This window comes from Streptomyces albiflavescens, assembly GCF_014645835.1.
GTDB lineage: Bacteria > Actinomycetota > Actinomycetes > Streptomycetales > Streptomycetaceae > Streptomyces > Streptomyces albiflavescens.
Genome location: NZ_BMMM01000014.1, coordinates 46,349 through 62,111, shown reverse-complemented (window position 1 = coordinate 62,111; position 15,763 = coordinate 46,349). Strand labels below are relative to the sequence as shown.

Here is a 15,763-nt window from a genome sequence, read left to right as displayed (position 1 = left end):
CCGGCCGTACGTACGTCGCCGGCTCCTACCAGCGGCTCTCCACCTGCTCCTTGATGCGCCGCTCGTACAGATCCTCGATCGCGTCCAGTGTCTTCTGCGACAGCTTCGGGAGCTTCGCGGCCGCCGCGTTGGCGCGGGCCTGCTCGGGTGAGCGGGCGCCCGGGATCACCGTGGTCACGCCGGGCTGCTGGATGATCCAGCGCAGCGCCAGCTGGGCCGGGGTGTAACCCTCCGGGGCGAGGGCGGAGAACTCGGCCGCCGCCTCCACACCCGTGACGAAGTCGACTCCGGAGAAGGTCTCGCCCTGGTCGAAGGACTCACCGTGGCGGTTGTACGTCCGGTGGTCGTTCGCCGCGAAGACCGTGTCCTTGGTGTACTTGCCGGAGAGCAGGCCGGAGGCCAGCGGTACGCGGGCGATGATGCCGACGCCCGCCTCCTGGGCCGCCGGGAGCACTTGCCGCAGGGGCTTCATGCGGAAGGCGTTGAGGATGATCTGGACGCTCGCGACGTTCGGGCGGGCGATCGCCGTCAGTGCCTCGTCGCACGTTTCGACGCTCACCCCGTACGCGGCGATCCGCTCCTCCTCGACCAGGGTGTCGAGGGCGTCGTACACCTCGTCGGAGGAGTAGACGGGCGTCGGCGGGCAGTGCAGCTGCACCAGGTCGAGGCGGTCGACACCGAGGTTGCGCCGGGAACGGTCGTTCCAGGCACGGAAGTTGTCGAGAACGTAGTTCTGCGGGATCTGCTCGACGCGGCGGCCCATCTTGGTCGCGACCAGCACATGCTGGTCCGGCCTGCCCCGCATGAAGGTGGCGATGGTCTCCTCGCTCCGCCCGTCGCCGTACACGTCGGCCGTGTCGAAGAAGGTCACCCCCGACTCGGCCGCCGTCTCCAGCACGGCCAGGGCGTCCCGATCACTCACATCACCCCAGTCGGCACCCAACTGCCACGTGCCGAGACCGATCACCGAAGCATGCTGACCCGACCTGCCGAATTCGCGCTCGTCCATGCCGTCAGTCTGACACTTCTCCACCCCCGCGCCGGACTCCACCCACCCCCTTGCGGCTACGCGTCCGCAAAGGACCTCCTGTGGGGGTTTGTCACTCGTACGAGTGAAGCGCTTCGACGATTGACTTATTCGTGTCAACCGCCACCTAGCGTGCCGCGCATGACCGACCGTTCAAGAAGTGAAGGGCGACCCGCCTGGTCGCGCCGCGGGTTTCTGCTGAGTGCCGCCGCGCTCGTCACCGGGCCGCCGCTGGCGGTGCAGGGCAGTGCCGCGGCGGCCGATCTGCCAGGGTTCCCCGAGGGCGTCGACGAACACCAATCTGCGCTGCGTCAGCCGCGTCGACATCCCCGCCTCCGAGCTCTTCGCGGCGCCTGGTGGTGAGGGGCGTACCCTCGCGGGCTTCCTCGACGCGTCCGGACGAGCCGAGGCGATCTGGTTCGCGTTCACCGAGTTCCCCTGGCTGAAGGTGTGGACCGTCGCCCCCACCCGACCGCTCACCTCGCGGCGGGTGACCTCGCCGTACAACTATCCCTTCTCCGACAACATCCCCACGGTCGTGGCCGATCTCGCCGGGCGGATGGTGGCCGACGCGGCCTGGTACCTGGCTCCGGTCCTAGGCACCGCGCAACTCACCGCGGCCACCCTGGGCCTGACGGCCACACTGTCGGCGGACATCTGGGGGCCGTCCAAGAACACGCTGCTCTACGTCAGGCCCACCACCCTGCGCGTGACCGTCAACGGCTACGCCGTGTTCACCTCACGGGCGGAAGCGCAGCGTGTCGTCTCGGAGTTCACGACGTTCTACCGGGAGCGGCTGGCCGACCACGCCGCCCGCGGGCGCTACCCCGTCAACGGTCAGGTCGAGATCCGCGTGACCGGCCTCGACGACCCGTCCGACGTCGAGTCGTCCGGCGCCCGCGCCCCACTGCTGTCCGCGCTGCGGCCCAGGGCCGACCACCCCGAGTGGGACACGGCCGTGTGGCTGGACGTCCTCACGCTGCCGGGCACTCCCGACGCGGAGGCGTTCTACCGGGAGTTGGAGCACTTCCTTCTCACGACATTCGACGGCGAATACGCCCTCACGCGCGTGGAGTGGTCCAAGGGCTGGGCCTACACGGACCAGGCGGCCTGGTCCGATCCGGAGGTCCTCGGCAGTGCCGTGCCCGCCTCGTTCGACGACGGCGAAGGAGCGGGCTGGGACCGAGCGGCCGCCGTGCTCAACCGGTTCGACCCGCACCGAGTGTTCGACAACGCCCTGCTGAAGCAGCTGTTCCCCTGACTCCGGGCGGCGTCCGCAGAGGGACGCCGCCCGGTGACCGTACGGACAACCCCCCGCACTCCCACCTCAGAGGAAGCTGAGAAGTTCCTGTGCCAGGCTGCGAGCCGCCGGGCGGCGGACGATCAACGAATCCGCCCCCGCACGCACCCTCCACAACTCGGCGTCTCCGGGAGACGAGCCTGATGAGCCTCACTGTTGTCAACGGCCTGCCCGCACACATCCTGTTCGTGCACGTCGTCATCGTGCTCGTGCCGCTCAGCGCGCTGGCGCTCGTCGTCTGCGCGATCTGGCCACCCGTCGCACGACGGCTGGGCGTCCTGCTGCCGGCGCTGGCCCTGGTGGCGCTGGCGAGCGTGCCCCTCACCACGCACGCGGGCGAGTGGCTCGAGGCGCATGTGGACAGTTCTTCCCTGGTCCGCAAGCACGCCGAACTCGGTGACAGTCTCCTGCCTTGGGCGCTCGGACTCTTCGTGCTGTCGGCGGCCGTCTGGTGGACGGCCCGGAGTGCGGCGGCCGCCCAGCGGGACGCCCGCCGCACGGCGGCACGTTGGACCTCCACGCCGATGCGGATCGCCGCCGTCGTCCTGTCGCTGGCCGTGGCGACAGGTGCCGTGATCGACGTCTACCGGATAGGCGACTCGGGCGCCAAGGCTGCGTGGCAGGACGGTTACTCGAAGACCGCTCAGAGCCAGGGCCGCTGACCGGGCCCCGCCACCGCCACCGCCGAGGCGTTCTCCCGTACCTGGTCCACAGACAAGGCCGGCTTCCCCGACCCCGACCTGGTCGACGAACAAGGCGGCCTCCCGCGCCACCGCGTCACCGCGTCACCGCATCACCGAGCCGAGGCTCTGCGCAAGCAGAGCCTCGGCTCTTCGTCGTCACCCCTGGGCCGCCGCGCGTTCAACTCCTTGTGAATACAGCCCAATTCAGGGACTACCTTGCTTCATCTCTTGACGACTCTGGTTCAGACCTTTAGGTTCCCGATCACCACGGCTCCATGAATGCACTCGTTGTTCATGAACGCGAACACTCCCCCACCATCAGCCTCCAGTGAAAGGCTGTGATCCCCCCTGATGTCCAGACAATCCCTTGCGCGCTCCGCCGCGTTGCGCGGCACCCTCACCACCGCCGTACTCGCTCTCTCCGCCAGTGCCCTGAGCGTGTCGTCCGCGTCCGCCGCCACCGGCACGATCACCGGTCTCGCGGGCAAGTGCCTCGACGTGGCGGGCGCGAACTCCGCGAACGGCACGGCCGTACAGCTCTACGACTGCAACGGAACCGCCGCCCAGCAGTGGACCGTCGGCTCGGACGGGACGATACGGGCCCTGGGCAAATGCCTTGACGTCACCGGCAATTCGACCGCGAACGGGGCCAGGCTCCAACTGTGGGACTGCACGGGCGGCCCGAACCAGAAGTGGACGGTCACCTCGGCTCACGACATCGTCAATCCCCAGGCCGACAAGTGCGCCGACGTCACGGGCAACACCTCGGCGAACGGCACCCCGATACAGATCTGGAGCTGCACCGGCGGCGCCAACCAGAAGTGGACCGCACCCGCCGCCGGCGGCGGCACGACTCCCGCCGCACCGATGGCCGTCGCCCCGTACATCTACAACGGCTGGGGCAGCCCGCCGAACCCGGTCACCGTCATGAACGCCACCGGCGTCAAGTGGTTCACGCTGGCCTTCGTGCTCAGCAACGGCTACTGCAACCCACAGTGGGACGGCAGCCGTGCGCTGACCGGCGGCGTCGACCAGCAGACCGTCAACACCGTGCGGGCGAACGGCGGTGACGTCATCCCGTCCTTCGGCGGCTACAGCGGCAACAAGCTGGAGAGCTCGTGCTCCAGCGCCGGGGAGCTGGCTGCCGCGTACCAGAAGGTCATCAACGCCTACGGGCTCAAGGCCATCGACATCGACATCGAGGCCGACGCATACAGCAACACGACGGTCCAGCAGCGCACGGTGGACGCGCTCAAGACCATCAAGGCGAACAACCCGGGCATCAAGGTGTACGTCACCATCGGCACCGGGCAGTCCGGCCCCGACACGGGCCTCATCAACCGGGCCGCGGCGTCCGGTCTCACCGTGGACGGCTGGACGATCATGCCGTTCGACTTCGGCGGCGCCGGCCAGAACATGGGGACGCTCACCCAGCGGGCCGCGGAAGGTCTGAAGACGGCCCTCAAGAACGCGTACGGCTACAGCGACGACCAGGCGTACCGGGACATGGGCATCTCCTCCATGAACGGGATCACCGACCAGAACGAGACGGTCACCGGCGCCGACTTCCAGACCATCCTCGGCTACGCGCAGCAGCACCACCTGGCACGGCTGACGTTCTGGTCCGTCAACCGTGACCGGCCGTGCACGAGCGGCGTCGCCGACAGCTGCTCCGGAGTGAGCCAGCAGGACTGGGACTACACCCGCGTCTTCGCGAAGTACACCGGCTGACCTTCCCCCCACCAGCGCAGGAGAGCCCCTGTGTCCACATCCAGAAGACCGTCCAGCCGTCACCGGATACCGAAAGCGCTGACCGTGTTCGCCCTGGTGGCGACAACGGTGTCAGCCGTGGCGATCGCCTCGCAGGACAAGGCGGCCGCGCAGGCGACCGCGCTGCCCACCGAATGGGCCACCGTCGTCAACGCGGGCAGCGGCAAGTGCGTCGACGCGCGCGGCGCCGCCACGTCGAACGGCACCGCGGTCCAGCAGTACGCGTGCAACAGCACCCAGGCCCAGCAGTGGCGGTTCGCGGCCACGTCCGGCGGATACTCCCAGGTCGGCAATCGCGCCGACGCCACCAAGGTGTGGGACGTCACCGATGTCTCCACGGCGGACAACGCTCCGGTGCAGTTGTGGACGTACGGCGGCGGCAACAACCAGCAGTGGCAGGCCGTGGCCGAGTCCAGTGGCGCTTACCATTTCGTGAACCGGGGCAGCGGCAAGTGCCTCGACGTGCCGAGCGCGTCCACCTCGGACAGCGTGCAGCTCCAGCAGTACACGTGCAACGGCACGGCGGCCCAGTCCTTCTACGTCAATCCGGTCGACGCGACGCTGCCGCCCGGGACTCCGGACCTCGGACCGAACGTCACCGTCTTCGACCCGTCGACCCCGGCCGCCACGATCCAGAGCAGCCTCGACTCGGCCTTCTCCCAGCAGGAGACCAACCAGTTCGGCACCGCCCGAAAGGCCTTCCTCTTCAAGCCGGGCACATACGACGCCAACGCCAATGTCGGCTTCTACACGCAGGTCGCCGGTCTTGGTCTGTCCCCCGACGACGTCAACATCCGGGGCTCGGTGCACGCCGAGGCCGACTGGTTCCAGGGCAACGCCACCCAGAACTTCTGGCGGTCGGCCGAGAATCTGTCGGTGACTCCGACGGGCGGTTCGGACCGCTGGGCGGTGTCGCAGGCCGCGCCCTACCGGCGGATGCACCTGAGGGGCAACCTCGCGCTGGACGACGGCGGTTGGTCCAGTGGCGGCTACATGGCCGACACCAAGGTCGACGGGCAGGTCAGGTCCGGTTCGCAGCAGCAGTGGCTGTCGCGGAACACCGAGTGGGGCAGCTGGACCGGCTCGAACTGGAACATGGTCTTCGTCGGCTCGAAGAACGCTCCGGCGAACAGTTTCCCGAGTCCCCCGTACACCACGGTCGACCAGGCGCCGGTCACACGTGAGAAGCCCTTCCTGTACGTCGACTCGGCGGGTGCCTGGAAGGTGTTCGTGCCCTCCGTGCGCACCAACACCAGCGGCACCACATGGAGTTCCGGCACCCCCGCGGGCACGTCGTTGCCCATCGCCGACTTCTTCATCGTCAAACCGGGCACCACGGCCGCACAGATGAACGATGCGCTCGCGCAGGGCAAGAACCTGCTGGTGACCCCCGGGGTCTACCACCTGGACCAGACGCTGAACGTGACCAGGGCCGACACCGTCGTCCTGGGCCTGGGTCTCGCCACGCTCATCCCCGACAACGGGATCACCGCGATGTCCGTCGCCGACGTGAACGGCGTCCAGCTCGCCGGTCTGCTGATCGACGCCGGTACCACCAACTCCTCGCAGCTCATGGAGATGGGGCCGAGCGGCTCCTCCGCCGACCACAGCGCCGATCCCAGCTCGCTGCACGACGTGTTCTTCCGCATCGGCGGCGCGGGCGTCGGCAAGGCCACGACGAGCCTGACGATCAACAGCGACGACGTCATCGGCGACCATCTGTGGCTGTGGCGTGCCGACCACGGCAGCGGAGTCGGCTGGACCAGCAATACAGCCGACACCGGGCTCGTCGTGAACGGCGACGACGTCACCATGTACGGCCTGTTCGTCGAGCACTACCAGAAGTACCAGACCATCTGGAACGGCAACGGGGGCCGCACGTACTTCTACCAGAACGAGATGCCGTACGACCCGCCCAACCAATCGTCCTGGATGAACGGTTCGACGCAGGGCTACGCCGCGTACAAGGTCGCGAATTCCGTGACGAGTCATCAGGTGTACGGCTTCGGCAGCTACTGCTACTTCAGCACGAACTCGAGCGTGGCCGCCGAGCACGCCATCGAGGCACCCACCAACGCGAACGTGACGTTCAAGGACATGGTGACGGTCTCCCTGGGCGGCGTCGGCACGATCCGACACGTCATCAACGACAGGGGCGGCCCGTCCAACTCCTCCACCAACGTCGCCAACCTCGTCAACTACCCGTGACCCGCACAGAAAGGATCGAACACCCGATGAACACGATCAGATCCGGTCCGGCGCGCGCGGCCCTGCGGGTTCTCCTCCTGCTGGCGACGCTGCTGGGCCTTGCGGCACCGACCCCCGCCCAGGCGGGTGCGGCGGCGACGCCGTTCAAGGTGCTGGCGCTCTACAACGGCACGTGGGACGCGGCGCACATCGACTTCGTCAAGGAGGCGAACGACTGGTTCCCCAAGCAGGCCGCGGCGAACGGCTTCACCTACACGGCGAGCAACAACTGGGACCTGCTCAGCAACGGCGGCGTCAACGCCTATCAAGTCGTGCTGTTCCTCGACGACTTGCCACAGACGACGGCCCAACGGAGCGGCTTCGAGACGTACATGCGCAACGGGGGCGCCTGGATGGGCTTCCATGTCGCGGCCTTCACGACCGACGCGGCGGCCTGGCCGTGGTACCACAACCAGTTCCTCGGCAGCGGCAACTTCCGCACGAACACCTGGGGTCCGACCACGTCGGTCCTGAAGGTCGAGGACCGTACGCACCCCTCCACCAAGAACCTGCCGGCCACCTTCACCTCGTCGGTCAGCGAGTGGTACAGCTGGTCCAACGACCTGCGGCAGAACCCGGACATCAAGATCCTGGCCTCGGTCGACCCCAGCAGCTTCCCGCTGGGCACCGATCCCAACCAGAGTTGGTACAGCGGCTACTACCCGATTCTGTGGACGAACACGAAGTACAAGATGCTGTACGCGAACTTCGGCCACAACGCGATGGACTACTCGACCAACACGCGTCTGTCGTCGACGTTCGCGAGTGAGACACAGAACCGGTTCCTGCTGGACGGGCTGAAGTGGCTGGGCGGGGCCGACACCACCACCCCGCCGACGGACTCGATCTCCGAGACCGCCTGGTACTCGCTGACCAATGCCGGCAACGGCACCTGTGTGGACGCCCGTTCGGCGGCCACGGCCAACGGGACCGCGATCCAGCAGTACGCCTGCAACGGCACTCAGGCACAGCAGTTCCAGTTCCGCTCGACCGACAGCGGCTACCGCCGGGTCGGTATCCGCGGCAACCCGCAGCAGGTGATCGACGTGACGGACGTCTCGACGGCCGACAACGCGCCGCTCCAGCTGTGGAGTTACGGGGGCGGCCAGAACCAGCAGTGGCTCCCGGTCAAGGAGAGCACCGGGCGCTACCACTTCGCGGCCCGGCACAGCGGCAAGTGCCTCACCGCGGCGAGCGCCTCGACGAACAGCGTGCAACTCACCCAGCGCACCTGCGACGGCTCGGCGGCACAGAGCTTCACGCTCACGGCACAGTCCTGACCCATCGGCGCAAGGGTGCCCCCGCCGCATTCCTGCGACGGGGGCACCGGTCTGTCGTCGTCAGTAGCGTGCCAGGCGCGCGAGTTCGGTGCCGGCCAGCAGGAAGGCACCGACGCCGAAGTTCGCGGTGCTGTCGTAGGTGACGGGCTGGCTGGACTCGGGACGGTCCCCGACGTTCTGGACGTAGCCGAGGAAGCCGTCGTGGTGCACGGCGGTGGTGACGAGGCCGTTCCAGGCCCGGGCCGCCACCGGGAGATAGGTGGGCCGGTCGACCAGGCCCGCGCCGATCGCGTACGACGTGCCGTAGAGGAAGAAGGACGTGCCGCTGGTCTCGGGCCCCGGCAGGTGCGCGGCGTCGGCGAGATTGACGTTCCAGAAGCCGTCGCCACGCTGTACGCCGGCCACGGCCCTCACCAGGCGGGTCAGGGTGTCGCGGTATTCCGCGGTGTGCCGTTCTCCTGGGGGCAGGGCCTTGAGGGTCTTGACGTGTCCGCCGGCCACCCATCCGTTGCCGCGCGACCACACGACCGGCTTGCCCGTGGGAGAGGCGATCCCTCCGGGCAGGAAACGCTTGTCGCGGTACCACAGGCCGGTGGCGGGGTCGTACAGGCCGGGGCCGCCCTCGATGCGCTTGGTGTGGTCGTACAGGGCGTACAGCTTCGCCCAGTACTGGGGATCCTTGCGCAGAGCGCCCATGCGGGCGAAGGGCGGCATGGCCATGTGGAGGGCGTCGTCCCACCACCAGTCGTCGTTCTTGTCCGGCTGGTCCTCGTAGACCATGCGGTGCAGGGACGTTTCGATCGCGGTGAGCTTCCGCTCCTCGGGTTCCCTCTCGTAGAGATCGAGGTAGGCCTGCCCGGCATTGTGGTTGTCGGCGTGGCGGGTGGTCACACCGCCGTTGAGACCGTACGCGTGCTTCTCGGCCCAGCCGCGGGCGTACGCGAGGTAGCGGTCGCTGTTCGTCAGGCGCTGCAGGGCGAGCAGCCCGCTGAAGAAGGTGGCGTTGGCCCAGCCGTTGTCACCCGGGTCCGTGTGGGCGCCGATCCACTGGTCGGCCACGCGACGCAGGACAGCGGTGATTTCGGCCCTCGGCGGCAGCCCGGCCGAAGCGGCGCGAGGGACGGCGTGTGCGGTGCCCGCCAGGGAGGGCAGGAGGGATGCGGAGGCCGTGAGCGCCGCCGCACCGGAGAGCAGGCGTCGTCTATGCATATGAACAACTCCTACGGATGGGGACTCCCATCCTCAACTCCCGCCTCACGCGGTGTCCATGGCTCGTCGTCAACTTGTCATGAATCAGGGGGAGTTCAGCTCAGCGGACCTTTTTCAGGCTGCGGAACCGTAGGCCTCGAGGCTCTGATGTACCGGAATCCCGCGTTCTCACACCCTCTGCCACCGCGCCATCGCGCAGGAGAACACCCCGAACAGGACGAGCCCCGCGGCGACGCAGGCCAACAGCCACGGACCCAAGGGGGTTTCGGCGAACGAGCGGAGTGTGTCGTCCACACCCTTGGCCCGGTCGGGTTCGTAGTCGACGGCGGCCCGCACCGCGAAGGCACCCGCGGCGCCGAAGACCAGTCCGCACGCCACCCCGCCCGCCACGCCCGTCGTATCGACCGCCCGCCGCACATGCCGCGACATCTCCCCGAGCTTCAGCTGCTCGCGGTACCTGCGCAGCACCGCTCGGGCGGCGATCCAGACCCCCACCACGACAGCGCCGGCTCCCGCCGCGCCCACGATCCACTGCCCTCCCGGCCACTCCAGCGCCCGGGCCGTCACATCCCTGGACTGCTGGTCGCTGGAGGCCGTGCCCCCCGCGCCGGCGGCGAAGGACAGCACGGAGTAGGCGACGAACGCGTAGAAGACACAGCGCACGGCCGACAGCAGTCGCGTCCGCGCGGTACGGCCTTCGCGCCCGGCCGCCCCGAAGAGCGCCTCGGAGAGTCGCCACAGCGCCATCCCGACGAGTCCGGCGCCCAGGGCCCACAGCAGGACTGCCCCGAAGGACTTCGTGGAAATCTCTTCGAGCGCGCCGCTCCGGTCCGCCTGGTGTCCGCCGTCGCCGAAGGCGATCCGCAGCGCCAGTGCGCCCACCAGGAGGTAGATCACGCCTCGTGCGACCAGCCCCGCCCTGGCCGCGCCCTCGCGTACCGATCCCGTCGCCGCCCGACGGGCCCGGAGCCGGCCGCTCCGGGTCGCCGCGTGGGCGTTCACACGGCCCCGGACTGATGCGCCGGGACCGCTTCCAGCCGCAGCTGGACCTGGACCTCCTGGTCTCCCGCGTCTTCACCCAGCTCGAACACGGTGAAGGCTTCACGCAGGGTCGCCCGCACGAGCTGCACCGCGTGGGGGGTGCCCTGCACTTCGGCCGTCACCGACCCCGACAGCCGGCCCGTTGGTACGACCACGTCCTCGGGGGCGTCCTCCGTGTCGAACGTGCCGGTCCACATCGTCGGGTGGCCCTCGGCCTCTCGGATCTCGTCGTCGGCACACCGGTCCGAGGCGAATCGACCGCACAGTACGGCGAACAGGTGCCCGGCGTCGGCCGCCGAGCAGTCGCTGAGCACCACCTGGACCTGCGATCCGGGCAGCGGATGCGCGCTCATGGAAATCCTCTCCCCTCTCGCACGGGGATCTCGCCTTCGATCAGGCGGGTCCTTGCCTTGTCGCGGGTACCCCGCAGGCGGGAGTGAAACGGCCGCGCGCGCAGGCCACGTGTGGTGAGACACGCCCAGGTCAACACGGTCAGTGAGCTATGTTGAGTGCTCGTGGGACATGAAGGAGGCGCACCGGTGCCATCGCCGCAGCAGGCACGCGCACAGGCATCCGCGATCACCTCGGGCAAGAAGGCCCCGGAGGCGAGCGCGGCTCCCACGTCCCAGCTCAGGGAGCTGTTCGACGGACCGCGGCTCTCCCCGGGACAGCGGCGCATCGCCCAGTACCTGATCGAGCACATCACCGAGGCGGCGTTCCTGTCGATCACGGATCTCGCGGAGCGCGTGGGTGTCAGCCAGCCCTCGGTCACCCGCTTCGCGGGGGCGGTCGGCTTCAGCGGTTACCCCGCGCTACGCGAGAGGCTCCAGTCGATCGCGCTCAGCATCCTCGGCAGCACGCCGGCCACCCCCGCGGAGACCACGAGCAACGAGCTGCAGGCGGCTGTGGACGCCGAGATCGAGAACCTGGAGAACCTGCGGAGGGACTTCGCCGATCCGGACGAGGTGATCCGTGTCGGCCGGGCGCTGTCGAAGTCGACGCCGCTGACGGTCCTGGGGCTGCGGATCTCCGTGTCCCTGGCCGAGTACTTCGCCTACGCCGCGCGGCGCATCCACCCCGACGTACGACTGGTGACCCAGGGCGGCAGCGTCGCCTACGACGCGCTGCTCCAGTCGCGCGAGGCGGGCGGCACCTGGGTGCTGGCCTTCGGGATGCCGCGGCACGCCCAGGAGACGCTCACGGCCCTGCGGGTCGCGCGCAGCGCCGGGCTCCAGGTGGCCCTGATCACCGACCTGGGACTCGGCCCGCTGGCGGACGAGGCGGACGTCACCTTCACCATCGGCACCGGGTCACGTCTCGTCTTCGACTCCTACGCCGCGCCCGTCGTGATGTCGGCGGCGCTGCTGCAGGCCATGACCGACGCCGATCCGGAGCGGACGCAGGCCCGCCTGGAGGAGTACGAGCAGGTCGCCGAGCAGCACCAGTTCTTCCTCAAGGACTGAGACCTTCTTCGTCGAGCCCCCGATCGGCCTTCGTCTCCCGATCGCCTCTTGCAGAAACCCCTTTCCCGTACCGCCCGCCACCACGGCATCACGGGATCATTCACATCAATTCGCGCATGAATGTTTTCATGTTCTTGCGTATCCGGCGGTATATATAAATACTTCTCGCGGATCGCGCCCGGATGCCTCCGGGTCGCGTCCGACGACCACCCGGGACCGTCCGCTCCTACCCGCATCGGGTCCCGGGTGTTCAAACGGGCCCCGCCTGCGCGGTCGCCCGTGGTGGCGGCCCCGGCCATCCCCTAGACCGGGGCCGCCTCAGACCGCCCACGACCCTTCCCGCCGACGTAACCCGGAAGCGATGAACATGGCCCTGACATACTCACCGATCACCTCGGACTGGCCGTGCCAGGTCAAGACACCCGGCAGTTTCGACTGGGAGCGATCGGCGGTCAAATGGCTGCGCGAGCTGGTCCCGAGCCGCTACGCGAGCTACCCCGTCCTGCTCAAGCACCCCGTGCTCCTCGCCCGTCATGCCCAGATCCAGGTGCAGCACGAGATACGGGTCGCCCGCACGGCCCTGCAGACCGCCCGGTCCGAGCTGCCCGCCCTCGGTCTGCACGAAGGGGTCATCGAGCACACCATCAAGCTGTACGCCGCCGAGGTCATGCAGCTCCAGCACATCGCCCGCAGCATCCGTGCGGTGACCCACGCGCTGACGGACTGCAACGCCGCGCGAAACTGAGGTCCCCGGGCCTGTGTGATGGTTCCGGACAGGACCGTCACCGAGGAGTCGCCGTGGACACGCACAGGCCGCCGCAGGTTGTCGCAGAGGGAGCGCGACGAGCCGAGGGAGCCGGGGGATCCGCACCGGCGCGCACCCTCGACGTACGGTGGATCCACGGGTCGCTCTCGGCCAAGCACAACACCGATCCCGACATCCAGGTTCACGCGTACGACGCGCACACGGTGATCCTTCGGCAGAACATGGCGATCGACTACGAAGCGCCCTTCATGTTTCTGCTGTTCGGCGAGGAGCGGGCCGTTCTGATCGACACCGGCGCCACCGCCTCCGCCGAGTACTTCCCCCTACGTCGCGTGGTCGACGAGGTGATGGAGACCTGGTCGGCCGCGCATCCCCGGGACGGATACGAGCTCCTGGTGCTGCACACGCATCCGCACGGCGACCACATCGCGGGGGACGGTCAGTTCGCCGACCGTCCCGGTACCAGAGTCGTGGACGCGGCCCTGGACAGCGCCTGGGAGTTCTTCGGCTTCCGCGACGATCCCGAGGGCATCGCCCGGGTCGACCTGGGGGGCCGTGTCCTCGAATGCCTGGCGACGCCGGGGCATCACGAGGCGTCGGTGACGTTCTTCGACCCCTGGACCGGGTTCCTGCTCACCGGCGACACGGTCTATCCCGGCCGCCTGTACGTGGCGGACTGGCCGGCCTTCACCCGCACGGTCGACCGTCTCATCGACTTCTGCGCCACCCGGCCGGTCACCCACGTCCTCGGCTGCCACATCGAGATGACCCGGCAGCGGGGCCGGGACTATCCGGTGCGCACCACCTATCAGCCCGACGAGCCGCCACTGCAGATGACGACGGATCAACTGCGTGACATCCGAGCGGCGATCGAGACCGTCGGGGACCGGCCGGGACACCATGTGTTCGACGACTTCGTGATCTGCCGCCGCGACGCTCCGGACGGGGATTAGGGCCTGTCGTCACATTCCCGTCTGCCCCGCGACGCCTGGCACGCTCCCCCACTGCCTTAACGGCGTGGGAGGTGCCCCCACTCGCCGCACCGGGCGAAAGCCCAAGTACGTCCAGTACGAGGACTTCCGCCCGGCACACCGAGAGCACGCACCAGACGCCGCGGGGCCGCCCTTCGGGCGACGACGGGAATGTGACGACAGGCCCTAGGACGCCGACGCAGCGCGAATGGCCCAAGGCGGCGCGATAGGAATCGACGTCGGCGGGAAGACGCAGAGCGAACAGCCCGACGAGCGGACTGGACGGTCTCATGAATTCCACAGCGTGGACGTTGATCCTCGTCGTCGCGGTGCTGGGTGCCGCCGCGCTCGCGGTGGCCATCGTGCTCCTGGTCCGGCTCGTCCGCGCCCGCCGTGACCTGCGGCGGGCCGGACTGCCGTCCGGGCCGCGCTGGGTCTTCTGGGGCGCGGTCCTCTACCTCGTGCTCCCGGCCGACCTGCTGCCCGACCCCGTGTATCTCGACGACATCGGCGTGCTGCTGCTGGCCCTGCGGTCGCTGCGCGCCCTGCCGAAGGAACCGCTGCCGGCGATGCGCGGGAACCCGCGTGCGCCGACAGGACGTTGACGTCTGTACCGAGCACCACGTCGACGGGCGGCACCATGAGCGAGCTGGTTCCCGGGGCCAACATGCCCCTGCCGGGCGGCATCCTGACCCTCAGGGTGCCGGGCCCCTTCGACGTGTCCGCTCTCATCACCGACGACAGCGGCAAGGTGCGCGGCGACGGCGACTTCGTGTTCTACAACCAGCCGACCGCGCCCGGCACCCGCCTTCAGGGCGAGCGCCTGACCATCGATCCCCTGGGACTGCGGCCCGGGGCCAGCCGTGTCACCGTGGTCGTCAGCCCCGCCGACCCCGCGACGCCCCTGGGCCACCTGCCCGCGCCCACGCTGCACGTCCTCGCACCGGACGGTCGTCCCCTCGCCCGGTTCACCCCGACCCGACCACAGCGGGAGACGCTGCTGCTGCTCGCCGAGCTGTACCGGCGCGGCACCGCCTGGAAGCTCCGCGCCCTGGGCCAGGGGTACGCGGACGGACTGGCGGGCATCGCCCGGGACTTCGGGGTCGATGTCACCGAGGACGACACCCCGGCGGACCCGCCGCCCGGCGCGACGGCCGACCCGGACGGATTCCTCGGCCCGGTGAATGCCGCGCGTTCCGCGGCCGGTTCCCCGCCCGTCTCCCTCGACGCACGGCTCACGGCCGCGGCGCGGGCCCATGCCTCCGGCATGGCTGCCCACGGACAGCTCCGTTCCGAGAGCCCGGACGGCATCTCCGTGTACCAGCGCGTCACCTCGGCCGGATACGCGTATCTCACCATCGGCGAACATCTCGTCTCCGGCCCGCGCACACCGGCGGAGTTCGTGGAGTACTGCCTCTCCTCCGAGCAGTCCCGGCGCACCCTGTGCGACCCTGCGTTCCGCCAGGCGGGGCTGGCGTACGTCAGAGACGGCCGCTCCGGCGTTCCGTACTGGACGGCGCTGTGGGCGCTGCCCTTCAGCCCCGCGGGCCTGGAGCGGACGGCGCGCGAGGTCATCGCCCTCACCAATGCGGAACGGGCCGCGGCCGGTCTGCCGCCACTGTCCGGTGACTCCGCCCTCACCACGGCGGCCCAGGCCCACAGCGCCGACATGGTGGCCCGCGCCTTCTACTCCCACACCTCACCCGACGGCAGTCAACCCTGGGACCGGGCCGCCGCGGCGGGCTCCACCCGTCGCACCATCGGCGAGAACATCGCCTGCGGTCAGCGCTCCTCCGCCGAGGTCGTCCGCGGCTGGATGAACAGCCCCGGCCACCGCGCCAACATCCTCAAGCCCGACTTCACCCACATAGGCATCGGCTTGGCGGGCGGCGGTGAGGCGGGCACGTACTGGACACAGCTCTTCGGAGGCTGACCTGGACGCCGGGGCCGCCGACATGAGCGCTTCGGCGAGGGGCTGAGGCGCTGCGGCGGCCGACTGGAACTCA

General features: G+C 69.2%; 13 protein-coding genes and 1 pseudogene. 10 read left to right on the top strand and 4 right to left on the bottom strand.

All coding sequences use genetic code 11. The annotated features are described in order from the left end of the window. Positions 1 to 25: 25 nt before the first annotated feature. The gene (locus tag IEY95_RS32670) at positions 26 to 1,009 is read right to left on the bottom strand and encodes an aldo/keto reductase (RefSeq protein ID WP_189189790.1); all 984 of its coding nucleotides are present in this window, start codon (positions 1,007 to 1,009) and stop codon (positions 26 to 28) included. Between the two features lie 298 nt (positions 1,010 to 1,307). Here IEY95_RS32670 and IEY95_RS32665 point away from each other — a divergent pair. From IEY95_RS32665 to IEY95_RS32645, 5 genes and pseudogenes are all read left to right on the top strand, one after another. Next, positions 1,308 to 2,288 (top strand): annotated as a pseudogene (locus IEY95_RS32665) (cholesterol oxidase substrate-binding domain-containing protein); the annotation flags it as partial. Between the two features lie 182 nt (positions 2,289 to 2,470). Further along, a complete protein-coding gene (locus IEY95_RS32660) occupies positions 2,471 to 2,989 on the top strand; it encodes a DUF2231 domain-containing protein (protein WP_189189788.1) in 519 nt (172 codons plus the stop codon). 372 nt (positions 2,990 to 3,361) lie between these two features. Next, a complete protein-coding gene (locus IEY95_RS32655; RefSeq protein WP_189189787.1) occupies positions 3,362 to 4,741 on the top strand; it encodes a lectin in 1,380 nt (459 codons plus the stop codon). 96 nt (positions 4,742 to 4,837) lie between these two features. Beyond that, positions 4,838 to 6,988, top strand: a complete 2,151-nt coding sequence (locus IEY95_RS32650; protein WP_373294592.1) for a pectate lyase-like domain-containing protein — start codon at positions 4,838 to 4,840, stop codon at positions 6,986 to 6,988. Positions 6,989 to 7,014: 26 nt separating this feature from the next. After that, positions 7,015 to 8,307 (top strand): ThuA domain-containing protein, encoded by a 1,293-nt coding sequence (locus IEY95_RS32645; protein WP_189189785.1) that lies wholly within the window; start codon positions 7,015 to 7,017, stop codon positions 8,305 to 8,307. Between the two features lie 60 nt (positions 8,308 to 8,367). On the opposite strand, the gene IEY95_RS32640 is transcribed toward IEY95_RS32645, so the two are convergent. The 3 genes from IEY95_RS32640 to IEY95_RS32630 all read right to left on the bottom strand — a co-directional run bounded on the left by IEY95_RS32640 (position 8,368) and on the right by IEY95_RS32630 (position 10,910). Then, positions 8,368 to 9,516 carry a glycoside hydrolase family 88 protein gene (locus IEY95_RS32640; RefSeq protein ID WP_189189784.1) on the bottom strand — a complete coding sequence of 383 codons (1,149 nt, stop codon included), beginning with the start codon at positions 9,514 to 9,516 and terminating at the stop codon, positions 8,368 to 8,370. Between the two features lie 168 nt (positions 9,517 to 9,684). Continuing rightward, positions 9,685 to 10,518 carry a DUF1206 domain-containing protein gene (locus IEY95_RS32635; RefSeq protein WP_189189783.1) on the bottom strand — a complete coding sequence of 278 codons (834 nt, stop codon included), beginning with the start codon at positions 10,516 to 10,518 and terminating at the stop codon, positions 9,685 to 9,687. Beyond that, positions 10,515 to 10,910: a hypothetical protein gene (locus IEY95_RS32630; protein WP_189189782.1), complete on the bottom strand. Its 396-nt coding sequence runs from the start codon at positions 10,908 to 10,910 to the stop codon at positions 10,515 to 10,517. The genes IEY95_RS32635 and IEY95_RS32630 overlap by 4 nt, the downstream gene beginning before the upstream one ends. Positions 10,911 to 11,096: 186 nt before the next feature. Between IEY95_RS32630 and IEY95_RS32625 the strand changes: the two genes are divergently transcribed. From IEY95_RS32625 to IEY95_RS32605, 5 genes are all read left to right on the top strand, one after another. Beyond that, complete coding sequence (locus IEY95_RS32625) at positions 11,097 to 12,020, top strand: MurR/RpiR family transcriptional regulator (RefSeq protein ID WP_189189781.1); 924 nt, start codon at positions 11,097 to 11,099, stop codon at positions 12,018 to 12,020. A 367-nt stretch (positions 12,021 to 12,387) separates the two neighbouring features. After that, entirely contained in the window at positions 12,388 to 12,765 is a 378-nt protein-coding gene (locus tag IEY95_RS32620) for a hypothetical protein (protein WP_189189780.1), read from the top strand. A gap of 53 nt (positions 12,766 to 12,818) precedes the next feature. Further along, positions 12,819 to 13,739, top strand: coding sequence for an MBL fold metallo-hydrolase (locus tag IEY95_RS32615; RefSeq protein WP_189189779.1), 921 nt, complete (start codon positions 12,819 to 12,821; stop codon positions 13,737 to 13,739). Positions 13,740 to 14,047: 308 nt separating this feature from the next. Beyond that, on the top strand, positions 14,048 to 14,362 hold the full coding sequence (locus IEY95_RS32610) for a DUF1232 domain-containing protein (RefSeq protein ID WP_189189778.1): 315 nt from the start codon (positions 14,048 to 14,050) through the stop codon (positions 14,360 to 14,362). 35 nt (positions 14,363 to 14,397) lie between these two features. Further along, on the top strand, positions 14,398 to 15,690 hold the full coding sequence (locus IEY95_RS32605; RefSeq protein WP_189189777.1) for a CAP domain-containing protein: 1,293 nt from the start codon (positions 14,398 to 14,400) through the stop codon (positions 15,688 to 15,690). Positions 15,691 to 15,763: the final 73 nt, after the last annotated feature.